A 22,786-nucleotide genomic window follows, 5' to 3' on the forward strand; every position below is an offset into this window, starting at 1 on the left:
CCGACGGCACCCACCCACCCCAAACCAACCACGCCCACCACCCCGACGAACTCCTCCACGGCGACACCGACCCACCGCCGGAGCAGGACTGAGGTAGACCGAGGCGACCCCAAGGCGGAGCGGCTAATGCCGCGTCGTCCGCCGAATCCGGACCTGCCCGTCGGTCTCCTGGACATCGAACGCGGGCTGACCGACGGTGGCCGGGCCCTGCAGCAACCCGCCGTCGCGAATGTCGAAACGCGAGCCGTGACACGGGCAGGTGATCACCCGACCGCCCAGCTCGCCGTCACTCAACGAGCAACCGCGGTGGCTGCAGCGGTCGTGGATGGCGTAGATCCGTTCGGGCTGACGCACCAGCAACACCGGAGTGCCGTCGACGTCGACGGAGTGCAGCCGCCCCTCGGTCAGCTCGGCCACGCTGCACGCGGTGGTCCACTCCTCGGGCCCGGGATCGAAGACCGTCTGGTCGACTCCGACACCGCGGGCGTAGGTCAGGTGCCCGCCCAGGTAGCCGCTGCTGCCCAGCGTGCCCGCCCCCGCCAGGGCGAGCAGCGTTCCCGCGGCCTTCGACCGGCGGCGGCGCGCCGCCAGCGACGACGAATACAGCGCCACCGCAACCAGATTCGCGGTGGCGTGGATCAGGCCGACCCGGCGCACCCGCACATCGGAGAGCTCGGTGTCGGCCCAGTCGCTGAAGCCGGTGAGGGCGGTGGGCAGGGACGCGGCGATCCCGATGGTGAGCAGCCGTCGTGCGGCGGGCGCCCCGGCCCGCGGCAGCAGCAAGTCCAGCAGCGAGGCGGAGAAGAACGTGCCGATCGCCAGGTCGGTCAACGGCGGATGCACCGGGTGGCCCAGCGGCGTGCCGCTGATGGCGTCTTTGGCCGAAGGATTGCTGAGCAACCCGCGGATCTTGGCGGCCAGCGCCTGCGCCGGCCGATCCAGGACGTCGGCTCGCTCGAGCACACCGACCGCTGATTTGACCACTGCCGAGATCGCCACAGTGAAACCCCTCATGTCGCGGAGCTGCTTCGTCCTGCTGCGATACCCGACCGCGCAACCGCACAAACCGGCCCGCCCGTTTGACCCGCCCGGCCCGGAGGTAACCCCGGAGCATGGGACTCGCATTGATCACCGGCGCCTCCAGCGGAATCGGCGCCGAGCTGGCCACCCAGTTCGCCCGGCACGGCTATGACCTGGTGATCGCCGCCGAGGACGACGGTATCCACGCCGCCGCCGAGCGGCTCGCCGAAACCGCCACCGACGTCGTGCCCGTGCAGGTCGACCTGCGCACCCGCGCGGGCGTCGAGGAGTTGTATCGCCGCGCCACCGAAGGCGGCCGCTCCCTCGACGCCGCGGCGCTCAACGCCGGGGTCGCCTCCAGCCCCGACTTCGTCCACAGCGACCTCGAAGACGACCTGTCGGTCATCGACCTCAACGTGCGCGGCACGGTGGTGCTGGCCAAACTCATCCTGCGCGACATGGCCCGCCGGGACACCGGCAAGCTGCTGTTCACCTCCTCGATCGTGGCGATGATGCCGGGGTCTTATCAGGCCATCTACGGCGCGTCGAAGGCGTTCATCCAATCGTTGGCCGCCGCGCTGCAAGACGAACTGCGCAACACCGGCGTGACGGTGACCAGCCTGATGCCCGGCCCCACCGACACCGACTTCTTCCGCCGCGCCGGCATGGAGAACACCCTGCTGTCGCGGCACCGCACCGAAGACCCGGCCGCCGTCGCCGAGCAGGGCTTCCACGCGTTGATGCGCGGCGATCGTCAGGTGGTGGCCGCGTCGCCGATCACCAAACTCACCGGCATCGTGCTGCGCCTGCTGCCCGACCCGGTCAAAGCCGCGATGGATCGGGTGGGCGCCCGCCCCCGCCGGTAATCGGCACCGTCGGTAGCCGCGCCGGGCGGTCGCGCCGCCGGCGTGGGTGTCGGTCCGAACCCGATTGGGTATGTCACGGAAAGACGCCGGAGGCAGTCTGACGGCGCTACGGTCGGGCCAACAGCTCGACGGAGAAGGAGACCACGGTGGCAAACACGGTTACCGGCGGCGTGCCGTATACAGAGATCGGCGCCCGCCCCATCCCCGAGTTCGATGGCGTGCACGACGTCTGGCCGCGCGGTGAGCGCCTGCGCGCGGTGCGCGAGGCGGCGCTGGCCTACAAGGCCCGGTTTAAAGCACAGGGGCAGGTGCGTGCGGTGCAATCGATCGACATCACCCTGGCGCCGTACCCGGTCACTTTCGGCTTCAACAGCGCCGTGAACGTCCCGCACCTACCGATGATCCTGTTCATGAACCGCATGGTTGTAGTGCAGTACGACGACTGGGACGGCCGGCCGCGCACCCTGGTGTTCGAGCCCACGGCGCCGAAAGGCTCTGCCGAAGCCCCGTTCTACGAAAACATCGTGGCCAAAGCGGGCAGGCTCCCGGGCATCCGCCAACTGGTCGACCGGCTGCTGCAGAAGTCCTACAAGGACCCCGACGAGCACCTCGCCGAGGTCGGCTTGAGTCCACACGATGTCGACTTCTGCACCTTCGACCATCTGCACGTGCAGGATCCGCGCATCATCCTCGGCTCGTCGAAGGTCATCGAAGGCGAGACCGCACCCCGCTCGCCGGCCTTCGGCGACGCGCCGATGCTCGTGCACGAGCGGGAGCTGGCGACCCTGCAGTCGCTGCACCCGATGCAGTGGGCGTGGTATGTCGAGCGCGGACTCGACGGCGTCGACATGAACAAATTCATCACCTTCGACACCGACATCGAGCTCGGCCCGGGAATCGCTTTGATGTGGACCCCCGGGCACACCGACGGCAACCACTCCCTGGTCGTCAACACCCCCGACGGGGTCTGGGTGTCCTCGGAGAACGGGATCTGTTTGGACAACTGGCAGCCCGAGCTGTCCAAGATCCCGGGCGTGCGCCGTTACGCCCAGGACTACGGCCGCGAGATCTGCCCGAACGCCAATACGCTCGAAGACTCCCTCGACCAGTACGACTCCATGATCAAGGAGAAGACCATGGCCGATCGGGACCCGAAGGACCCGCGGTGGCTGCAGATCCAGTCCTCCAGCGAGCTGGTGCCCTGGAAACTGTTCTGGCCGGTGGTGCCGACGTACTGGCACGGCGGACTGAAGTACGGCGAGATCCAGGCGGGCCTGAAGTGAGCGGCGGCGCGGTGGTCACCGGCGCCGGCAGAGGTCTGGGCCAAAAGATCGCCCGCCTGCTGGTCCAGCGCGGCTATCAGGTGCTGGTCACCGATGTCGACGGCGAGGCGGCCGAAGCCACCGCCGCGGAACTGGGCCGCAACGCCACCGCCCGCGTGCTGGATGTCAGTGACCCGGCGCAGGTCGACGCGGCCTGCGAGGACATCGTCGCCCGCGCGGGGCGGCTGGCGGTCTGGGTCAACAACGCCGGTGTGCTGAAGACCGGCCCGGCCTGGGAGCAAGACGCGAAAACCCGGCAGCTGATGATCGACGTCAACGCGGTCGGCACCATCAACGGGACCCTGGGTGCGATCGAGCCGATGCGATCCGGCGGCGGGCACATCATCAACATCGCGTCGCTGGCCGGCATCGGCCCGGTGCCCGGTGAGGCGATCTACGCCGCGACGAAACACGCGGTGATCGGCTTCAGCCTCAGCACCCTGTCGGACCTGCGGTTGGCCGCGGTGAAGAACATCGACATCTCGTGCGTGTGCCCGGACGGGATGTGGACGCCGATGCTCTACGACAAACTCGACGACCCGGCCTCAGCGCTGTCGTTCTCGGGCAAGCTGTTGCAGCCCGACGAGATCGTCGAACGGATCGCCACCATCTTGGACAAGCCGCGGCCGGTGACGGCCGTGCCGTGGTGGCGCGGAGTCGTGGTGCGCCTGGGTGAACTGTTTCCGCGGTTCGGTCTTCGCGCGCTCCCGCTCGTGGTGGCCCAGGGGCGGCGCAGCCAACGCAAGCTCGCGGCCACCGGGGGACCGCGTAACCCGGATTGAGCGGGCCGGGCAGCGGGTAGCCGAGGGCTATGGCTGATTTCGATCCCGCAGACATAGCACGAACCGCCCGCGAGCTGCGGTCGACGATGCAAGCGATCGACCGCGGCGATGCAGATATGGCGGCAATCCGCTCCCAGCTGGAGGCCGCAGCGCTGCAGCTGGAGTCGTTCACCACCGGCAACCCCTGACCGGCGCCGCTTTTCGGGACGGCTCGGGTGGGTACCCGTCGCACATGGCTGACAAGACGGTCCTGGTAACCGGTGCGGGCACCGGGTTCGGCAACGAGGTCGCGTTACGGCTCGCCGAGCGCGGCCTCGACGTCATCGCCGGGGTGGAGATCTATCCGCAGGTGTGGCAGCTCGAACAGCAAGCCGAGCAGCGCGGCGTTCAGCTGCGCCCGGAGAAGCTCGACGTGACCCATCCCGGCGACCGCCGCAAAGCGGCCCAGTGGGACGTCGACGTTCTGGTCAACAACGCCGGCGTCGCCGAGGGCGGCGCCATGGTGGACATCCCCGCCGCGAATCTGCGCCACCAATTCGAAGTCAACGTGATCGGCCCGGTGCTGCTCACCCAGGCCATCGCCAAGAAGATGGCCGCCCGCCGCAGCGGCAAGATCGTCTTCATGTCCTCGACCTCGGGAATGATCATCGACCCGTTCGGCGGCGCCTACGCCGCCTCCAAGTTCGCGATCGAGGCCATCGCCGAAACGATGCACCAGGAGCTCGCCGAGTTCAACGTCGAGGTGGCGACCGTCAACCCGGGCTCCTTCCTGACCGGGTTCAACGACCGAATGCTCGACACCTGGCAAAGCTGGGAAGACGACCCGGCCACCCGCCTCTTCGACTACTCCCAACTGGCGTTCGCCTCCAAACAGCACGACCCCGAGCCGGTGTATCGCACCACGGTCGCGGTGGTCACTGGCGAGAGCGACAAGTACCGCAACGTCGTCCCCGAATCCGACATCGACGACGTCCGCCAGCAGCGCGCCGCGGTGTGGGACCGCAAGGTGACCGACGGTCGCGGCGAACGCCTCGAAACCGTCCAGGCCGCCTACGACCTGGAACCGGAGACGCGCGCGCCGTGAGGCGGCCGGTAATCGGCACCACTTCCTGACACTGCCCGACCGGCCCGACTACCGTCGACCCGGTGAAGGTGTCGCCAGCGCGGGCTGCCCGGATCTGCGCCTGCGCGGCCGCGGCGGTCGCCATCGCGGTCGGCCCGGCGTGCGCCCCGGTCGCCGCGCCGCCACCGCAGACCGCCCTGCCCCCCACGACACGGCTGACCACGGCGCCGCCCCCACCTCTGCCCAGCGTGGCGCCCAACCCGGCCTTCTACCCCATCGCCGGGCTGGTCGAGAACGCGATCGCCGCCCACCGGCTACCCGGTGCGGTCGTCCAGGTGGGCCACGCCGGCACGATCGCCTACCGCCGGGCGTTCGGGGACCGCAAGCTGCCCGGCGAACCGGGCCTCGACGGGGCCCCCGCACCGGCGGAGCCGATGACCGAGGACACCATCTTCGACCTGGCGTCGCTGACGAAAAGCCTGGCGACCACCGTCGCGGTGCTGCAGCTCCACGAGCGCGGCCGGCTCGGCATCGACGACGCCGTCCAGACCTACCTGCCGGAGTTCAACCCGGCCGACGATCCCGAACGCGCCGGGGTGACGCTGCGGATGCTGTTGACCCACAGCTCGGGGCTGGGCGGCGATCTGAGCCACCAGGGCCCGTGGGGGCTGGCCGCCCCGGACAAGGCGGCCGGCCTGCACCGGGCGTTCACCTCGACGTTCGAGTTCCCGCCCGGTGCGGGCTTCCACTACTCCGACATCAACTTCATCCTGCTCGGGGAGATGGTCGAGCGCCTCACCGGCGAACCGCTGGATCGCTACGTGCACGACCATGTGTTCGGCCCGCTGGGCATGACCGAGACCCGCTACCTGCCGGTCGCGAAAGCCTGTGGGCCACACCGCATCCGCGGCAACGCGCTCGCACCGGACCCGCATGCCGAGGCGAACTCGCCCTGCCCGGCCGACGGTTGGAGCACTGACCTGCTCGCCCGCATCGCCCCCACCGCCCACGACGGCGACACCCCCGGCATCAACCCCGATTTCGGGCAGCTGCTGCGCGGCACCGTGCACGACCCGACGGCGCGGCGCATGGGCGGGGTCGCGGGCAGCGCCGGGGTGTTCGCCACGGTCACCGACGTCGGCCGCTACGCGCAAGCCCTGCTGGATCGCCTCGCCGGACGCCCCAGCGCGTTCCCGCTGGCGCCGGCCACCGCACAGCTGATGGCCTCGCCGCAACAACCCGGCCACGACCCGGCGCAACTGGAGGCGGCCAACACCGCCACCCGCGCCGCGATCGCCAGCACCCCCGACCGCGCCGATCCGCTGTTGGCGCCCAGCTACCCCGCGGTCCCCGGGCAACCGCTGCGCAGCCTGGGCTGGGACATCGACACCCTGCACTCCATGCCGCGCGGCCTGATCTTCCCGATCGGCAGCATCGGCCATACCGGGTTCACCGGCGTGACACTGTGGATCGATCCCGGCTCGGACACCTACGTGGTCGTCCTCGCCAACGTCATCCACCAGCCGGGCGGCCCACCGATCTCCAGCCTCAGCGGCGACATCGCCACCGTGGCCGCCCGCGCCCTGCACCTCTACGGCAGCTGAGGCGCCACCCGGTCAGCCGGCGTCGGCTTCCACCGCCGCACGCGCCTGCTCGGTGACCGGGTCGACGATGTCGCGGTACTCGTCGTGCTTGTCCAGGTAGGACGCGACGAACGAGCAGACCGGCACGACGCGTTTGCCCGCCGCCCGGGTCTTCTGCAGCGCCGCGGCGATCAGCTTGCCGGCCAGCCCCTGTCCGGCGAACTCGTCGTCGACCTTGGTGTGGTGAAAGATGCGCTGCCCGTCGGTGTCGACGTAGTCGGCCCGGCCGGCGCGCTGCCCGTCGACGTGGATCTCGAAGCGATCGTTTTTGTTCACTGTGGTGATGTCGGCGTCGGTCATGACGTGTCTTCCTCCAATCGATTGGGACCTTCGTCGAGACTGCGGATCAGTCCCGCTTCGGGCCCACCCACACCTGCTGGGCGTTGACGAACTCGTGGATGCCGTGCGGCCCCAGCTCGCGGCCGTAGCCGGACCGCTTCACCCCGCCGCTGGGCAGCCGCGGATCGGTTTTGACGATCCCGTTGACCGCGACCTGCCCGGTCTCCAACTCCCGGGCCAGCGCCTCCCCCCGCTCGGGGGTGGTCCACACGCTCGCGGCCAACCCGTAGGGGGTGTCGTTGGCCACCGCCAGCGCCTGCTCCAGATCATCGACGGCCAGCACGGCGGCGACCGGCCCGAACGTCTCCTCCGCGCAGGCCGTCATCCCCGGGGTCACCCCGGCGAGCAACGTGACCGGGTAGAAGAAGCCCGGCCCGGCGGGCAGCTCACCGCCGAGCAGGCACTCGGCGCCGGCCTCGACGGTCTCGGTCACCTGCCGGTGCAGGTTGTCGCGCAGGTCGGCGCGGGCGATCGGGCCCACCTTGACGCTTTCGTCACGGGGGTCGCCGACCGTCAGTGCGGCGAACCGCTCACGGAGCAGACCGAGAAAGTCCTCGTACACCGCACGTTCGACGATGATGCGTTTCGCGGCGATGCAGGACTGGCCGGCGTTGATGATCCGGGACAAGACGATCACGTCGGCCGCGGCGGTCAGGTCCGCGTCGGCCAACACGATCGACGGGTCCGAGCCGCCCAACTCCAGCACCGCGGGCTTGATCTCGCTGGCGGCCACCGCCGCCACCGCCGCACCCGCCCGGTCCGACCCGGTGAACGACACCGCCCGGATCCGCGGGTCGCGGATCACGCCCTCGACATCCGGGGTGGCCGCCAGCAGCGTCTGGAACACCCCGTCGGGCGCGCCGACCGCGTCGAACGCTTCCGCGATCGCCAGGCCGCAGCCCGGCACGTGCGGATCCGGTTTGAGCACCGCGGTATTGCCGGCCATCAGCGCGGGCGCGCAGAACCGGAACGCCAGCCAGAACGGCGCGTTCCACGGCAGGATGCCCAGCACCGGACCCAGCGGCAGGTACTGGACGTAGCTGCGGGTGGCATCGGAGTCGATGTGGTCGGTGCGCAGGTACTCCGCGCCGAACTGCGCGTAGTGCTCGGCGGCCCAGGCCGCCTTCTCCACTTCGCCGCGGGCCTCCCCGATCGGCTTGCCCATCTCCTCGGTCATCAGCAACGCGAAATCCTCGCTGCGCCTGCGTAACTCGGCGGCAACGGCACGCAGCAGCTCGGCCCGCTCGGCGAACTCGGTGCGCCGCCACGAGCGGAACGCGGCCTCGGCGCGGGCGAGTGTCTGATCGATCTCGGCCGCGGAGGCGGCCGGCACCTCCCGCACCACGGCGCCGGTGCTCGGGTCGGTCGCGGTCAGGGTGGTCGTCGCGGTCTGAGTCATTTCGCCTCCAGGGATTTGTCGGCGGCCACGGGATCGGTGGACTCTGCGCTGCTCGCACGGTCGGCGTGGCCGTCGCTGCCGGCGGTCACCGGGTCGGCCTGCCCGTCGCCGTCGGCGTCCATCGGCACCACCGAGACCGCACCCGCCAGCCCGGTGGCGGTGCTGTCGCCGTGGACGGTGAAATCCTCCTCGAGCTCGAAGAAGGACTCGCAGCCGTGCTCGGTGATCCGCAGGGTGTCGGAGATGCCGACGGTCTTGTCGCCGTCGACGCCCCACATCCACGGGATGACGTGGAAGGTCATTCCCGGCTCGAGGGCGGTGAAGTCGCCGGGGTTCAGGCTCAGGATGTAGCCCTCGTCCCAGGACGGCGGGAACGCGATCCCGATGGAGTACCCCGATCGGGTGACCAGCCGGGCGCCGACGGTGTTGTCGGAGATGACCCGCCGCACGATGGAGTCGGCGTCGGAGACGGTCATCCCGGGCCCCATCAGGGACCGCAACTCGGCCAACGCCAACTTCATCCGTTCCTGAGCCTGATACATCGAGTCGCTGAGCTCGCCGTTGACCGCGGTGCGCATCAGCGCGGTGTGGTAGCGCCGGTAGCAGCCGCCCACCTCCAGGAACACGTGCTCGCCGGGCTCGATGGTGCGGCCCTCCCAGGTGGCGTGCCCGATCATCGAGCGCGGGCCCGACGCCACATACGGCATCACCGCGGGGAATTCGCCGCCGGCACGGAACATCGCCGCGCTGATGGCCGCGGCCACCTCGTTCTCGGTGTTGCCGGGCACCGCCGCGGCCAGACCGGCCGTCATGCCGGCCTCCGCGGCCTTGGCCGCCCGGCGCATCACCTCGATCTCGGCGTCGGACTTGCGGGCCCGGCCTGCCTCGACGATGCCGAAGCAGTCCATCAGCACGCCCTGCTGGAACGACGTGTGGATGCGGTCCTGCTGGTAGGCCGGGAAGAAGTAGCTGTTGCGTTCGTAGCCGACCCGCTTGTCGCCGAGTTTGTTCTGCCGCAACGCCAGGACCAACTCCTGGATGGCGTCGCCGGTGTCGGGGTAGGGCCGGGTGCGTTCCACCCAGGTCCGCGCGATCACGTTGGACTCCTCCATCGCGCGGGTGATCATCACCGGTTCGGCGTCAAGCGGGACCACCAGCGCCTGGAAGAACGAGTAGCCGGTGGTCTGGTACTCGGTGAGATACATCAGGTTCTCGGGGTCGGTGATGACCACCGCGTCGAGTTTCCTGCGTTCCATGCGCTCACGGAGTTCGGTGAGCCGCCGTTCGTACTCGGCCGGCTCGAAGGTCATGTCGTCGCGGTATCTCATGATGCCGGTGCCCCCGCTGCCTGCCCGACCGCGCCGGTCAGGATGTCCAGTCCCTGCGTCAGGTCGTCCTCGGGAATCGTCAGCGGCGGAATGAGTTTGAGCACCCGGCCGCCGGAGCCGCACGGCCCGATCAGCAGGCCCTGCTCGAAGCAGGACTGCTGCACGCGTTTGGCCAGCTCGCCGTCCCCGACATCCAGGCCCAGCAGCATGCCGCGGCCGCGCACCTCCCAGTCGCGGTCGGGGTGCGCCTTGGTGATCGCGGTCAGCGCGGCCTGCATCGTCTCGCCCTTGGCGGCCACCTGGGTCATCAGCGTGTCGTCGGCGAAGTAGTCCAGCGCCACCGTCCCGGCGACCATCGACAGGCCCTGCCCCCGGAAGGTCCCGGTGTGCGCGCCGGGCGCCCAGTGCGCGTCGTGCTCGGGCTTGTTCAGGCACACCGCGATCGGCGTGCCGTAGCCGCCGAGGCCCTTGGCCAGCGTGATGATGTCGGGGTCGATGCCCATGCCGTCGAAGCTGAAGTAGCTACCGGTGCGGCCCACCCCGGCCTGGATGTCATCGATGACCAGCAACGCGCCGGTTTCACGGGCCAGTTCCTGCACCTGGCGCAGCCACTCCGCGCTGGCCACGTTCACCCCGCCCTCGGCCTGGATCACCTCGACGAGGAAGGCGGCGGGCGCGGTGATGCCGCTGGACGGGTCGGCCAGCGCGGCGGCGTAGTCGGCCAGCGCGTTCTTGCCGCCGGGCGCGGTCTCGTAGGGCAGGCGCACGATGTCGCGCAACGGCACCCCGGCCCAGCGGCGGAACGCGTCGTTGCCGGTGGCCGCCAGTGACCCCAGCGTCATGCCGTGGAAGCCGTGGCTGAACGCCACCACTTCCCGGCGGCCGGTCACCAGCCGGGCCAGCTTGAGCGCCGCCTCCACCGCGTTGGTGCCGGTCGGCCCGGTGAACTGCATCCGGTAGTCCATGCCGCGCGGCGCCAGCACCACGTCGTGGAAGCGGGTGAGGAACTCGCGTTTGGTCGTGGTGTGCAGGTCGAGGCTGTGCGCGACGCCGTCGGCCTGCAGGAAGTCGATGAGGGCCTGCTTCATCCGCGGATCGTTGTGCCCGAAGTTGAGCACCCCGGCGCCGGCGAAGAAGTCGAGGTAGGAGCGGCCGTCCTCGTCGGTCAACCGGGCGTTGGAGGCCGACGCGAAAACGGCGGGAAACGCCCGGCAGTAAGACCGGACTTCGGACTCGTAGTTCTCGAACGCGGTGATATCCATCCATCTCCTCCTCGGTGGTGTCCCTAGCGGGGGTTCTTGGCGGTCGTCTTCCCGTCGGTGCCGCAGGCCATGCCGATCAGCAGCCGGGCGACCGGATCGATCAGGGCGTCGTTGAAGTCGTAGCGCGCGTTGTGCAGCGGCGGCGCCTCCCCCGGTTCGGCGGGTCCACCCCCGACCAGCGCGAAGGCGCCGGGCACCGCCTGCAGGTAGTAGCTGAAGTCCTCGGAGGCCATCACCGGTGCGACCACCCGGTGGCGGGACCAGTCGTCGCCGAAGACGCCGGTCAGGGCGGCGCGCATCTCGGCCGCGGGCCCGGGGTGGTTCACCGTGGCGCCGTAGCGGGAGAAGGTCTGCACGTCGGCGCGGACACCGTGGGCGGCGGCGGTGTCGGTGGCGATCTGGGTGATCGCCTCGAACACCCGGTCGCGCACCCGCAGGTCGGGCACCCGGATGCTGCCGCCGAGCGCGGCGGTGTCCGGGGTGACCGTGGGCGCCGACTCGGCCTGCAGGGAGGTCACCGCCAGCACCGCGGCCTGTTGCGGCGCGAGCCGGCGGGCGACCACCTGCTGCAGCGCGACGGTGACCGCCGCGGCGGCGAGCACCGGGTCGCGGGTGTTCTCCGGTTGGGAGGCGTGCCCGCCCCGGCCGTGCAGCTCCACCCGGAAGGTGCCGTTGGCGGCCATCACGGGGCCGTCCGGGCAGAGTGCGCGGCCCAACGGCAGCGCCGGCCAGTTGTGCCAGCCGAACACCACGTCGACGGGGCGGCCCGCGGGGTTGCCGAGCGGCGGGCCGAGGCAGCCGTCGTCGATCATGCGGGCGGCGCCGTGACCGCCTTCCTCGGCCGGCTGGAACAGCAGGGTCACCGGCCCGGGCAGGGTGCCCTCCCGGGATTTGAGCCAACGCGCGACGGCGATCAGGGTCGCGGTGTGCCCGTCGTGCCCGCAGGCGTGCATCAGCCCGGCGTGTTCGGAGGCGTACGGCAGGCCGGTCTGTTCGGTGATCGGCAACCCGTCGAGGTCGGCCCGCAGCGCCACGTGCCGCCCGGGTGCGTGCGGGGCCAGCACCCCGACCGTGCCGGTCTGCGCGCAGTCCCGGCGCGGGATGCCGGCGGTGTCGAGGATGTCGCGCACCGTGGCGGCGGTGGCGTGCTCCGTCCAGGCGATTTCGGGGCGGCGGTGCAGTGCGCGGCGGAGTTCTTGCGCCTGTGCCACGGTCTCGGGCCAGGAAGTGGTGATCGGACCTCCTCGGATCGGAGCCCATCTCGGTCGACGGCCAAACCTCTGGCCCAAACCTACGCCGGATGGCTGGGCCCCGCCCGGTGAACGCCCCGTGACGTCGGCCGATCCCACCGCCTGCCGCGGGCGGACCGCGGCCCCCGGGTCAGAGGAAGCCGCGTCCCGACCGCAGCCGGCGGCGCATGTCCCACAGGTAGTAGGTGGAGGGCAGCCGGCGGATCGGGCCGGGCACCAGCCGGTAGACCGGCGGGACCACGGTCATGAACAGGTCGAAGCCGCGCTGGCGGAGCGGTCCCCAGGACAGCCGGAGGTCCTCGCGGAGGTGGTCGGGCAGGAGCCCGGTGGTGACGAACCGGTTCAGCGGCAGCAGCGCCTTGACCGGCAACGGGGAGTCGCCGCCGCGCAGCAGCGCGTGGATGTAAGCGCGCACCTGGTCGTCGACGCTGAGGGTGGTGAGCTTGCGTTGCCAGTACTGCTCGAACTCCGTGCGGGTGGCGGGCCACATGTCGGGCTTGACCTGCAGGGCGGTGCCGTAGATCGCCGACTGGCGGTAGATCCGGTCGGCGGTCTCCGCATCCGGTTCGCCGAAGAACCGCGCGTACAGGTCGGCGCCGTTCTTGTACAGGGTGGCCGCCACCCACAGCTGCAGCTCGGGGTCGAACGCGTTGTAGGTCTCGGAGCGGACCGGCACGTGAGCCTTGTTGACCAGCCGGACGATGGCCCGCTTCTCCTCCGGGGTGCCCATCGTCACGGCATAGACGTAGGCCATCGTGGTGCGCAGCCGCTCGAGCGGCCGGTGCAGGGTGTCGCTGTGGTTGGCGACGCCGTGGCCCACCCCCGGCTCGGCCATCTGCAGAAAGACGGTGGCGCCCGCGCCGAGCAGCACGAAGAACTCACCGACGAAGTCGGCCAGCCCGAAGCCGTCCTCATCGACGTCGGGCAGCCCGGCTGCGGGTGCGCGGTCGGCCAATTGGGCAGTCATGGGGACTCCTCACGGGTGCAGCGCCATCGATGCAACGAAACAACATCAATTATTGCAACGTTGTGCGTTGATGGGCAAGGGTGCCGGTCGCTAGGTTTGACCGTGATGGCCCCCGACCCGCTGCTCGCGCAGCTCAACGAGGCGCACGGCGACGACGCGCCGTTGTTGGAGGCCGCGCTGGAACAGTTCGCCTTCACCGGGGTGCGGCGCACCAGCACCGACGACATCGCGCGCCGGGCCGGGGTCAACCGCGCCACGCTCTACCGGCGCCTGGGCACCAAGCACGACATCGTGAGCGCGGCCTTCCTCTACGAGGCCGGCCGGGTGCTCACCGCGATCGACGCCGGGGTCGGGGCGATCGACGACGACATCGACGGCTACATCGTGCGGCTGTTCGTCATCACCCAGACGACGCTGCGCGACAATCCGCTGCTGCGCCAGCTGCTGGCGGTCGACCAGGACGAGACGTTGCGGGCGCTGACGGTCGGTGCGGGAAGCGTGCTCGACCTGTCCGCGCAGTACCTGGCGAGCCGGATTGTGCAGGTCCGCGAGCGATCCGGCGGCAGCACCGACCCGGATCAGATCGCGGCGCTGTGCGGGCTGCTGGCCCGGCTGACCCAGTCGATGTTGCTCACCCCCGACGGTCCGCCGGCGACCCGGACCGAACCCGAGATGCGCGGCTTCGCCGAATCGGTGCTGGTGCCGCTGATCCGCGGCTGAGTCCTCGGCTCAGGCCGCGGACTGCGGACCGGCCGGGGCGCCGGACAGGTGGAACACCGTGGCGGTCGGCACGAGTGGCTCGGCGGGCCGGCTGGCCAGCAGCGTCGCGTTCTCGGGCAGCTGGCGCGGGTTGATCTCGCCGGCGGCGATCCGGCGCAGAACGGCGTGGGCCCGGCCGAGCTCGCCGCGCTTGCGGTACTGGCCGCCGGGAAGCTTGACGCCGGCCCACACCCCGTACTCCTCGCCGTGCTCGACGGCGTAGCGGGCGCAGCGGCGCTGCTGGGCGAGCGGGCAGCGGCGTAGGCACAGCAGGCGGGCCCGGGCGGCCGAGCGTTCGTAGGCCCGGGCTTTGGCGGCTCCGTCGCCGTCGTCGTCATCGGCGTAGCCGAACCACAGGTCCGGGTTCGTCGAGCAGGGGTAGGTCATGAGCCGCCTCCTCACCGATAAAACATGGAGAAAAGCGTAGAGCGCACACCGGCCGCGTGCAAGCCAAACGAATACAAAAGCATATATTTTTCTCGATTGTCGGTGGTCGTTGGGTAGCATCCGGGCCATGGCCGGAGCCGCGCGATGAGCCGCGAAACCGCAGGCGCGGCGTTGCGCGCCCTGCGGGAGTCGCGGGACTGGTCGCTGGCCGATCTGGCGAATGCCACCGGCGTCAGCGTGATGGGGCTCAGCTACCTGGAGCGCGGCACCCGCAAACCCCACAAGAGCACAATTCACAAGGTGGAGAACGGGCTTGGCCTGCCGCCGGGCACCTACACCCGGCTGGTGGTGGCCGAGGACCCCGACGCCGAACTCGCCCGACTCGTCGCCTCGGCACCCAAGCCCGCGGCGGCGGCAGCGACCGCACGCGATCCGGTGGTCGTCGACCGCAGCGGCGACACCGCTGTGCTCGAAGGCTATGCCGAAGCGCAGATCGACGCACTCAACGCCGTGATCGCCCGGCTGCCGCCGTCCACATCAAACGAATATGAGACGTATATTCGTTCTGTGATCACGCAGTGCGTGAAAGCCGAGCTGTTGGCCGCCCACTCCTGGCGGGTCGCGGTCAACGCCGGCGCCGACCCGGCCGGCCCGTTGCTGGGCCACCTGCGCACCCTCGAAACGACGCGCAAGGCGCTACTGGACCGCTTGCCCGCCAGTTTGGGCGCACGGTTCGACCGGGCCTGCCGGCTGTCCGGGCTGCCCGACTCGGTGATCGCGGCCCTGCTCGGCATCGACGCCGAGCAGCTCTGGCAGATCCGGTCCGGCGGCACGGTCCCCGCCGAGGCGCTGCCCCGGGTCACGGGATTCACCGCCGCGATCACCGACGGTGGGAGCCGACCGTGAGCGGCACCGAGGTCGCGCTGCTGCGTCGCGCCCACGAGCTGTTCGCCGCGCCGATCAGCACCCGTGTTCCCGACCCGGTCGCCGGGCCGGCGACGGGCGCCCCGGCCGGGGTGGACGCATACCGGCTGGCCGCTCACCGCGCCGGCCGGGCCCTGGCGGTCGCGCAGCGCACCGACGCCGTCCTCGGCGAGACGATGCGGCAAGCGGCGCAAGACCACGACCACGCGCGCACCCGGACCCGGGAGGTGGTCGACGCGGCCCTCGCCGATGCGACACCCCCACCGGACACCGCGCTGGCGCAGCGGGAGGCGCTGCGCCGCCGCGCGGCGCGGCTGCGCACCCAGCACCGGCATGTCGCGCTCGCCCAGCGGCGGGCGCAACGGCACGCCGCGGCCCTGCGCGCTCTGCGTTACCGCATGCGGCGTCGACGCCGGCGCGGCTTCGCCCGGCCGAGCAGCCGCGCCGCGGCAGCGGTGCGCGCCGCGCTGTCCCGACTGGGCCGGCCCTACGTCTGGGGCGCCACCGGCCCGGACAGCTTCGACTGCTCCGGGCTGGTCCAGTGGGCCTACGCCCGGGCCGGCGTGGGCTTGGACCGCACCACCTACCAACAGCTCGCCGACGGCGTGCCGGTGCCCCGCGCACAGGTGCGCGCCGGCGATCTGGTGTTCCCGCACCCCGGCCACGTCCAACTGGCCATCGGCCACGACCGGGTGGTCGAGGCGTCCCATCCGGGGGCGCCGGTACGCATCGCCCCGCTGGGGGCACACGTGCAGATCCGCCGGCCCACCTGATCCTGGGCGCTGCGCCTGTGGTGAATTGTTGGCCGTGACCGGCGTGGGTACCGTCAGCCCATGACGGGGTCGGCGCGGACCGGGTCCTGCGCAGAAGCCCGAAACAGACGACCTGGCAGATGGTCTAGCAGAGGGCTTAGCGGAATGGCTTAGCGGCATGGCGACGGTTGAGCAGGTTCTCGCGGCCATGGAACACGTGCGCTCCTGCACGGGCGACGTGATGGCCGGGCTGGCGCCGGCCGATCTGGTGGAGCTCAGCCTGGCGATGCCCGGCGGCGGCATCCCGGCGCACCTCGACGCGCTGCTCACCAAGATCCACCGGGCCTTCCCGGCCCTGTTCGACCCGGACACCGGCACCCCGATCACCCCGTCGCCCAAGGGCACCGGCGACAACGGGCCCGACCCGCCCCGGCAGGAGGGTGACACCGCCGACGCCGGACGCGAGCACGAAGACGACCTCGCCCGCCAGGCCACCGCGGCCGCCCGGTTGGACCTGCTGGTCATCGCCGCCGTCCGCGGTGCGCACCGGAAAGCCGACAGCAGCGCCGGCACCCTGGAGAAGCTGCAACGCGAGATCGACGACGCGGTGCGCCGGCGCACCGACCTGGACACGCCGGCCGGCGCCCGCGACTTCCAGCGATTCCTCATCGGCAAACTCGGCGAGATCGAGTCGGTGCTGCATCAGGCCAACCTCGACGAGGCCTCCTACCGCGCGCTGATGACCGCCTGGAAATCGCTCTACGCCGCGGGGCGCGACCCCACCGAGCAGCCCCCGGCGAACCCCGGCGACAACACGCCGACGGCTCCGCAGCCGGCGCCGGCCCCACCGGCCGCCGCCCAGCCCGACCTCCTCGCGCCGGCCGACCTGCCCGACTACCCCGATGACTACCCGGGTGCCTACGGCGCACTCCCGCCCGCCGCGCCGGCACCGCCGCAAGCCCCGCCGCCCACCGCACCGGCGGCGCCGGCCGCACCGCTGCCGATTCTCGGCGCCCCACCCGGTTTCGGTGCGTCGCCTTCGGCGGGCCTGCCGCTGGCCGACCTGCTCTCCGCGGCGGGGACGGATCACCGGTCGCGACACACCGACCACGACCCCGAAGACGACCTACTCGACGACGCCCTGCCCATGCCGGATGAGCCCGACGCGACACCGGAGGAACCGGACGCCGACCCGCCCGATGACGCCACCGCTGACCCGGCACCGGCCGGACCCACCACGGTGACCTTGCCGACCGGCGACACCGTCACCGCCGCCAACCCCCAACTGGCCGCGGTCATCACCGAGGCCGCGGCGGGCACCCCGATCGCCGAGGCCTTCCAGCACCACGGCATCGCGATCCCACCGCCGGGCACCGCGGTGCCCGAACCCCTCGACCCGGCCCGGCTCGAACCGGGCGACATCGGCATGTTCACCGACCGGCACGCGCTGGCACTGGGCAACGCCAAGGCGATCTTTAACGGCCAGATTCAACAGAGCACTTCCGTTGCCGGACCGAGCTTTCTAGGCTGGGAGCATCCGCCGGGCCCGGGGGCGACCCCCACCGTGCCGCCCCCCGCCGATGCGCCGACGCCGACCCGACCGGCGACCACGGGTGGTTAAGGAGGAGACCCCATGGTAGAGCAAATCCAGGTGGTGCCCGCGGAACTGCGCGACGTCGCCGGCCACCACCGCCAGACCGCCGAAACACTGCGCGCCGTGCCGTCCACGCACCCCGCGATCCAAGCCAGCCTCGACTCGCTCGGCCCGATCTTCGCCGACCTGGCCGAAGCCGGCCGCGAGCTGCTCGAGCAGCGAAAGCAGTGCTACGAACGCCAGGCCGGTGCGCACGCCGACCTGGCGGCCAACCTCGACGCGGTCGCCGACCTGTGGACCCAGCACGAACAGGACGCCGCCCGACGCTTCCAGGCGCTGGCCGACGGCGCCGACCCGACCACTGCCGCCCCGTGACCCCCCGGCGATGACCGCACCGAACCCGGACTTCGACGCCGTCCACCCCAGCGGACAGATCCTGTTCCGCTCCTGCCGCGGCGGCTACCTGCACAGCGTGGCGCTCGGCGAGGAGATCATGGGCGGCGAGGCGGCGCAGCTGGCCGAGGCGATCCTGTTGGCCGCCGACGTCTCCCACCTCAAGGCCCTGCTGCAGGTGCGCGCCGAGATCGTCGCCGCCGGCCACACCCCGTCGGCACAGGTTCCCACCGCCGACGACCTCACCGTCGCCGTCGACAAGCTGCTGGCGCACCGGCTGCCGACCGGGGCGGTGTGACGGTCAGTGCCGGTCGGGATGGCGGGTCTGGGTGGACGCGCCGCTCAGCTGCCGCGCGGTGTTGACCAAACCCACCATCGAGAACGCCTGCGGGGTGTTGCCCAGCTGGCAGCGGTGCGCCGGGTCGTATTCCTCGCTGAGCAGCCCGACGTCGTTGCGCAGCCCCAGCAGCCGGGTGAACAGCGCATGCGCCTCGTCGTGGCGGCCGATCCCGCTGAGCGCGTCGGCGAGCCAGAACGTACACACCAGGAAGGCGCCCTCCGTGCCGGGCAGCCCGTCGTCGACCTCGTCGGTGCGGTAACGCAACAGGAAGCCGTTGTTGTCCAGTTCGGCCCGGACGGCATCGACGGTGCCGATGACTCGCGGGTCCGACCACGGCAGGAAACCGACCCGCGGGATCAGCAGCAGGGCCGCGTCGAGTCCGGGTGCTCCGTAGGACTGGGTGAAGGTGTTGCGCTGCGCGTCGAAGCCGTTGCTGCAGACGTCGGCGTGGATGCGGTCGGCCAGCGCCCGCCAGCGCTGCGCCGGCCCGTCCAGCCCGTGCGTCTCCACCGCGTGCACCGCGCGGTCCACGCCGGCCCAGGCCATCACCTTCGAGTGCACGAAATGCCGCTGCGGGCCGCGGACCTCCCACAGACTGGAATCGGGCTGGTCCCAATGCCCTTCGAGGAAGTCGAGCAGCGCGCGTTGGATATCCCAAGCGGTGTCCTCGCTCTCCAACCCGCAATCCAGGGCAAGGTTGAGCCCGTCGAGCACCTCACCCCACACGTCGAGCTGGAATTGGCCTACCGCCTCGTTACCCACCCGTACCGGCGCGGAGCCGCGATAGCCGGATAGCCAGTCCAGGGTCTGCTCGGGAAGCCGGCGGGTGCCGTCGAGGCCGTACATGATCTGCAGCTTCGCCGGATCCCCCGCCACTGCCCGGACCAACCATTCCCGCCAGGCACGGGCTTCGCCGACATATCCGGTGCCCAGCAGCGCCTGCAGGGTGAACGTCGCGTCGCGCAGCCAACAGTAGCGGTAATCCCAATTGCGCACGCCGCCCGGCGATTCGGGCAGCGAGGTGGTGGCCGCGGCGACGATGCCGCCGGTCGGGGCGTAGGTGAGGGCCTTGAGGGTGATCAGCGCCCGGCGCACCTCGGCCCCCCATTCGCCGCGGTAGGTGCATTGGCCGATCCACTGCTGCCAGAACGCCTCGGTCTTGCGCAACGCGTTCTCGGCCTTGGCCTGAACGGCGTCGGCCACCAGGTGGGAGGACACATGGGTCAATACGAACGGCACCCGGTCGCCGGCGGTCACCGTGAACTCGGCGACGGTGCTGAGGTGATCGCCGTGGATGTCGACCGGTGTGTTCAGACACAAGGTGTCCGGCCCGGCGACGGCGATGAGCCCGCCCGCGTTGCGGCGGACCCAGGGCACCACGTTGCCGTAGTCGAATCGGATGGTCAGATCCATGCGCATCGGCACCCGCCCGCTGCGGCCCTCGACGATGCGCACCACATCGGCGCTGTGGCCCCGCGGCGGCATGAAGTCGATGACCCGGACCGACCCATCGGGGGCGTCCCACTCGGTCTCGACGATCAGGGTTTCGCCGCGGTACCCGCGCCGGGTGGCCGGGCCTCCGGCGGCCGGAGCCAGCCGCCAGCGGCCCGCCGACTCGTCGTGCAGCAGGGCGGCGAAGCAGGCGCCGGAGTCGAAGCGGGGCAGGCACAACCAGTCGATGCTGCCGTCCCGGCCGAGCAGCGCGGCGGTGTGCAGATCACCCAGCAGGGCATAGTCCTCGATGGGGGCGGACACCATCTACCGATCACTCTCCCGTCGTCGGTACGGACGCCGTGCGCGCGGATGCGGTCAGAGGCGCGATTTCACCGCCGCTGCGAGCCGCGCGCCGTCGGCCTTGCCCGCGGCGATCGCGGTGGCGGCCTTCATCACCAGACCCATCTGTTTGACGGTGGGCCGCTCCCCCAAGTCCTCGGCGACCTGCGCCAGGGCGGTGTCGACGACGTCGGCCAACTCGCCCTCGGTGAGCGGGGTCGGCAGGTACTCGTCGAGAATCCGTGCCTCGGCATGTTCCTGGGCGGCGAGTTCGCCGCGGCCGTTCTGGGTGTAGACCTCCGCGGCCTCGGCCCGTTTCCGGGACTCCCGGCCGAGCAGCTTGAGCACCTCGTCGTCGGAGAGTTCGCGGGGTTGCTTGCCGGCGACCTCCTCGGCCTGGATCGCCGCGAGCGCCATCCGCAAGGTGGCGGTCCGCAACTTGTCCTGCGTCTTCATCGCCTGGGTGAGATCGCTGCGCAGCCGCGACTTCAGTTCGCTCATGGCAGTGACGCTACGCCGGTGCCCGCCTCGCGAGGGAGCGCGGATGCGCGACACGACGGCCCCGCCGTTGAGAAATGCGGTTTGGGCCGACAGGATAGGGCCATGATTTTTGACTGGGACCCCCGCAGGTGAGCACCCAACCGCCCGAAGGCACGGGCGAACCGGACCCGGAGAAGACGACGCTGACCCCGCCGGGCGGCAGCCCCGACCCGGACGGGCAGACGACGGCCTACGGTCCGCCACCCGGCTACGGTCCGCCGCCCGAGGCGCCGCCGGGTTACGGCCCGCCACCCGGACCACCGGCGGGTTACGGTCCGCCACCGGGGTCGCCGCCGCCCGGCTACGGCCCCCCGCCGGGCTACGGCGCGCCGCCCGGGTACACCGGAGCGCCCCCCGGCTACGGTCGCCCGCCCGGATACACCACCCCGCCGCCCGGCTACGGTCCGCCGCCGGGCTACCCCGGCGCCCAGCCGGGCGCGGCCCTCAAACCCGGCATCATCCCGCTGCGCCCGCTGACGCTGGGCGACATCTTCAACGGCGCCGTCGGCTACATCCGGGAACACCCCAAAGCGGTGCTGGGACTGACCGCCGCGGTGGTCATCATCCTCGAATTACTGAGGCTCCTACTCACTTTGGGGCCGCTTTCCGCGATGATCAACAGCGACCCCGACTCACCCGACGAAATGATGCGCGCCATGCGCGGCTCCTACCTGGCCGAGTTCGCCTCCGGGGCGATCAGCGCCCTCGGCGGCATCGTCCTGGTCGGCATGCTCACCGTGATCATCGGACGCGCGGTGTTCGGCGCCGACATCACACTCGGCGAGGCGTGGGAGAAGGTGCGCGGACGGCTGCTGCCGCTGATCGGGCTGATGCTGCTGGAGGCGCTCATCGTCATCGTGGCGATACTCGGCGTCGGCTTGGTGATCGCCGCGATCGGGGCCGCGATCGGCACCTCGTCGGCGGCGGCCGGTCTGCTCGCCGTGGTGCTCGGGCTGGCCGCGCTGGCCGGGCTGATCTACTTCTATGTGGCCTTGGTGTTCGCGCCGGTGGTGATCGTGCTGGAACAGCAGCCCATCATCGAGGCGATGAAACGGTCCTTCGCCCTGGTGCGGAACAGTTTTTGGCGCATCGTGGGGATCCTCATACTCACCGCGATCGTGACCAGCGTGGTGGCATTCGCGATCGGCATCCCCTTCGGACTGCTGGGGCTGGCGTTCGGTGGCACCCTCGGGTCCACATCGGGCTCGATCGGCGCGGTCATCGTCGCGGCGATCGGCGGCATCGTCGCGCAGATCGTGGTGCAGCCGTTCCGCTGCGGGGTGACGGTGCTGCTCTACACCGACCGGCGCATCCGCGCCGAGGCGTTCGACCTGGTGTTGCAGAGCGGCGCCGCGAGCGGCCCGGCCGCACCCGGAGCCACCGACAACCTGTGGCTGGCCCGCTGACCGTGTCCGGCGTCGATATCGACCGCGATCCCGCGCACACCGAAGCCCAGCACGAACTGGCGAAACCGATCTATGCGCAGGAGTCCGGCCGGTCGCTCAGCGATTGGTTGGACGACGTGGTCGACCGGCTGCTGGCGCGGACGGCGGAGATCCCGGGAGCCGGGTTCACCGTCGCCGTGGTCGCGGTGCTGGTGGCCGTGGCGGTGGTCATCGCGATCCGGGTGGCCCGCAACACGATCCGGTCGGGACGCACCGACCACGCGCTGTTCGAGGTCGGCGGGCGCCGCGCCGCCGAATGCCGCGCCGCCGCCGAACATGCTGCAGCGCAAGGTGACTGGGGCACCGCCATCCGGCAGCGGTTGCGTGCGGTCGCCCGGGGGCTGGAAGAAGGCGGAATCCTCCGGCCGCTGCCCGGGCGCACCGCCAACGAGTTGGCCCGAGACGCCGGCGCGGCGCTGCCCGGCCTCGCCGCCGAGTTGAGCGGGGCCGCCGCCGTGTTCAACGACGTGACCTACGGGGAGCGGCCGGGCACCGAAGCCGGCTACCGGCGGATCGCCGACCTCGACGACCGGTTGCGGGCCCAGGTGCCGGCCCACCCGGTGCCGGCGGCTGCCGCGCTGGCGCCGCGGTGAGCACCCCCACGCGGCGGCGGTCCGCAAGCACCTGGCTGTGGGCCG

Annotated in this window: 24 protein-coding genes; 14 read left to right on the top strand and 10 right to left on the bottom strand. The window is 71.2% G+C overall.

Annotation, left to right across the window (positions count from 1 at the left end; translation table 11 throughout):
* Nucleotides 1-123 precede the first annotated feature (123 nt).
* Nucleotides 124-999, bottom strand: coding sequence for a Rieske (2Fe-2S) protein (locus tag A5643_RS17575; protein ID WP_197497612.1), 876 nt, complete (start codon nucleotides 997-999; stop codon nucleotides 124-126).
* 113 nt (nucleotides 1,000-1,112) lie between these two features.
* Between A5643_RS17575 and A5643_RS01500 the strand changes: the two genes are divergently transcribed.
* The 6 genes from A5643_RS01500 (at nucleotide 1,113) to A5643_RS01520 (ending at nucleotide 6,657) form a co-directional block, all read left to right on the top strand.
* Nucleotides 1,113-1,886 (top strand): SDR family NAD(P)-dependent oxidoreductase, encoded by a 774-nt coding sequence (locus A5643_RS01500; RefSeq protein WP_066851263.1) that lies wholly within the window; start codon nucleotides 1,113-1,115, stop codon nucleotides 1,884-1,886.
* A gap of 146 nt (nucleotides 1,887-2,032) precedes the next feature.
* The gene (locus A5643_RS01505) at nucleotides 2,033-3,169 is read left to right on the top strand and encodes an MBL fold metallo-hydrolase (RefSeq protein WP_066851264.1); all 1,137 of its coding nucleotides are present in this window, start codon (nucleotides 2,033-2,035) and stop codon (nucleotides 3,167-3,169) included.
* Complete coding sequence (locus A5643_RS01510; protein ID WP_066851265.1) at nucleotides 3,166-3,990, top strand: SDR family NAD(P)-dependent oxidoreductase; 825 nt, start codon at nucleotides 3,166-3,168, stop codon at nucleotides 3,988-3,990. The genes A5643_RS01505 and A5643_RS01510 overlap by 4 nt, the downstream gene beginning before the upstream one ends.
* Nucleotides 3,991-4,019: 29 nt before the next feature.
* Complete coding sequence (locus A5643_RS18365; RefSeq protein WP_197497613.1) at nucleotides 4,020-4,178, top strand: hypothetical protein; 159 nt, start codon at nucleotides 4,020-4,022, stop codon at nucleotides 4,176-4,178.
* A gap of 44 nt (nucleotides 4,179-4,222) precedes the next feature.
* A complete protein-coding gene (locus tag A5643_RS01515) occupies nucleotides 4,223-5,074 on the top strand; it encodes an SDR family oxidoreductase (protein ID WP_066851266.1) in 852 nt (283 codons plus the stop codon).
* Between the two features lie 62 nt (nucleotides 5,075-5,136).
* Nucleotides 5,137-6,657, top strand: coding sequence for a serine hydrolase domain-containing protein (locus tag A5643_RS01520; protein ID WP_066851267.1), 1,521 nt, complete (start codon nucleotides 5,137-5,139; stop codon nucleotides 6,655-6,657).
* A gap of 12 nt (nucleotides 6,658-6,669) precedes the next feature.
* Here A5643_RS01520 and A5643_RS01525 read toward each other — a convergent pair whose 3' ends face one another.
* From A5643_RS01525 to A5643_RS01550, 6 genes are all read right to left on the bottom strand, one after another.
* A complete protein-coding gene (locus A5643_RS01525; RefSeq protein ID WP_066851268.1) occupies nucleotides 6,670-6,996 on the bottom strand; it encodes a GNAT family N-acetyltransferase in 327 nt (108 codons plus the stop codon).
* Nucleotides 6,997-7,042: 46 nt separating this feature from the next.
* Nucleotides 7,043-8,434 (bottom strand): NAD-dependent succinate-semialdehyde dehydrogenase, encoded by a 1,392-nt coding sequence (locus A5643_RS01530; RefSeq protein ID WP_066851269.1) that lies wholly within the window; start codon nucleotides 8,432-8,434, stop codon nucleotides 7,043-7,045.
* The gene (gene doeA, locus A5643_RS01535) at nucleotides 8,431-9,744 is read right to left on the bottom strand and encodes an ectoine hydrolase (protein ID WP_231995404.1); all 1,314 of its coding nucleotides are present in this window, start codon (nucleotides 9,742-9,744) and stop codon (nucleotides 8,431-8,433) included. Before doeA ends, A5643_RS01530 begins: the two co-directional genes overlap by 4 nt.
* 14 nt (nucleotides 9,745-9,758) lie before the next feature.
* Nucleotides 9,759-11,024 (bottom strand): aspartate aminotransferase family protein, encoded by a 1,266-nt coding sequence (locus tag A5643_RS01540; protein WP_066851270.1) that lies wholly within the window; start codon nucleotides 11,022-11,024, stop codon nucleotides 9,759-9,761.
* Nucleotides 11,025-11,047: 23 nt separating this feature from the next.
* A complete protein-coding gene (gene doeB2 / locus A5643_RS01545; protein WP_231995405.1) occupies nucleotides 11,048-12,235 on the bottom strand; it encodes a N(2)-acetyl-L-2,4-diaminobutanoate deacetylase DoeB2 in 1,188 nt (395 codons plus the stop codon).
* A 169-nt stretch (nucleotides 12,236-12,404) separates the two neighbouring features.
* Nucleotides 12,405-13,241: an oxygenase MpaB family protein gene (locus tag A5643_RS01550; RefSeq protein WP_082948657.1), complete on the bottom strand. Its 837-nt coding sequence runs from the start codon at nucleotides 13,239-13,241 to the stop codon at nucleotides 12,405-12,407.
* A gap of 105 nt (nucleotides 13,242-13,346) precedes the next feature.
* Here A5643_RS01550 and A5643_RS01555 point away from each other — a divergent pair, with 105 nt between their 5' ends.
* Nucleotides 13,347-13,961: a TetR/AcrR family transcriptional regulator gene (locus A5643_RS01555; protein ID WP_066851271.1), complete on the top strand. Its 615-nt coding sequence runs from the start codon at nucleotides 13,347-13,349 to the stop codon at nucleotides 13,959-13,961.
* A gap of 9 nt (nucleotides 13,962-13,970) precedes the next feature.
* Here A5643_RS01555 and A5643_RS01560 read toward each other — a convergent pair whose 3' ends face one another.
* Nucleotides 13,971-14,387: a WhiB family transcriptional regulator gene (locus A5643_RS01560; protein WP_066851272.1), complete on the bottom strand. Its 417-nt coding sequence runs from the start codon at nucleotides 14,385-14,387 to the stop codon at nucleotides 13,971-13,973.
* Nucleotides 14,388-14,531: 144 nt separating this feature from the next.
* On the opposite strand from A5643_RS01560, the gene A5643_RS01565 reads away from it, so the two are divergent.
* From A5643_RS01565 to A5643_RS01585, 5 genes are all read left to right on the top strand, one after another.
* Nucleotides 14,532-15,293 carry a helix-turn-helix domain-containing protein gene (locus A5643_RS01565; RefSeq protein ID WP_066851273.1) on the top strand — a complete coding sequence of 254 codons (762 nt, stop codon included), beginning with the start codon at nucleotides 14,532-14,534 and terminating at the stop codon, nucleotides 15,291-15,293.
* Nucleotides 15,290-16,084 carry a C40 family peptidase gene (locus A5643_RS01570; protein ID WP_066851274.1) on the top strand — a complete coding sequence of 265 codons (795 nt, stop codon included), beginning with the start codon at nucleotides 15,290-15,292 and terminating at the stop codon, nucleotides 16,082-16,084. Before A5643_RS01565 ends, A5643_RS01570 begins: the two co-directional genes overlap by 4 nt.
* A gap of 157 nt (nucleotides 16,085-16,241) precedes the next feature.
* Entirely contained in the window at nucleotides 16,242-17,684 is a 1,443-nt protein-coding gene (locus tag A5643_RS01575; protein WP_066851275.1) for a DUF4226 domain-containing protein, read from the top strand.
* 12 nt (nucleotides 17,685-17,696) lie between these two features.
* Entirely contained in the window at nucleotides 17,697-18,032 is a 336-nt protein-coding gene (locus tag A5643_RS01580; RefSeq protein WP_066851276.1) for an ESX-1 secretion-associated protein, read from the top strand.
* A 10-nt stretch (nucleotides 18,033-18,042) separates the two neighbouring features.
* Nucleotides 18,043-18,348, top strand: a complete 306-nt coding sequence (locus A5643_RS01585) for a DUF2694 family protein (protein WP_066851277.1) — start codon at nucleotides 18,043-18,045, stop codon at nucleotides 18,346-18,348.
* A 3-nt stretch (nucleotides 18,349-18,351) separates the two neighbouring features.
* Here A5643_RS01585 and A5643_RS01590 read toward each other — a convergent pair whose 3' ends face one another.
* Both A5643_RS01590 and A5643_RS01595 read right to left on the bottom strand, forming a co-directional pair.
* Nucleotides 18,352-20,148: a glycoside hydrolase family 15 protein gene (locus tag A5643_RS01590; protein ID WP_066851278.1), complete on the bottom strand. Its 1,797-nt coding sequence runs from the start codon at nucleotides 20,146-20,148 to the stop codon at nucleotides 18,352-18,354.
* Nucleotides 20,149-20,199: 51 nt separating this feature from the next.
* On the bottom strand, nucleotides 20,200-20,664 hold the full coding sequence (locus A5643_RS01595; protein WP_066851279.1) for a GatB/YqeY domain-containing protein: 465 nt from the start codon (nucleotides 20,662-20,664) through the stop codon (nucleotides 20,200-20,202).
* A gap of 182 nt (nucleotides 20,665-20,846) precedes the next feature.
* On the opposite strand from A5643_RS01595, the gene A5643_RS01600 reads away from it, so the two are divergent.
* Nucleotides 20,847-22,109, top strand: coding sequence for a DUF7847 domain-containing protein (locus A5643_RS01600; protein WP_066851289.1), 1,263 nt, complete (start codon nucleotides 20,847-20,849; stop codon nucleotides 22,107-22,109).
* Between the two features lie 2 nt (nucleotides 22,110-22,111).
* Nucleotides 22,112-22,741 (top strand): DUF4129 domain-containing protein, encoded by a 630-nt coding sequence (locus A5643_RS01605; protein WP_066851290.1) that lies wholly within the window; start codon nucleotides 22,112-22,114, stop codon nucleotides 22,739-22,741.
* Nucleotides 22,742-22,786: the final 45 nt, after the last annotated feature.

This window comes from Mycobacterium sp. 1274756.6 (genome assembly GCF_001668625.1).
Taxonomy (GTDB): Bacteria; Actinomycetota; Actinomycetes; order Mycobacteriales; family Mycobacteriaceae; genus Mycobacterium.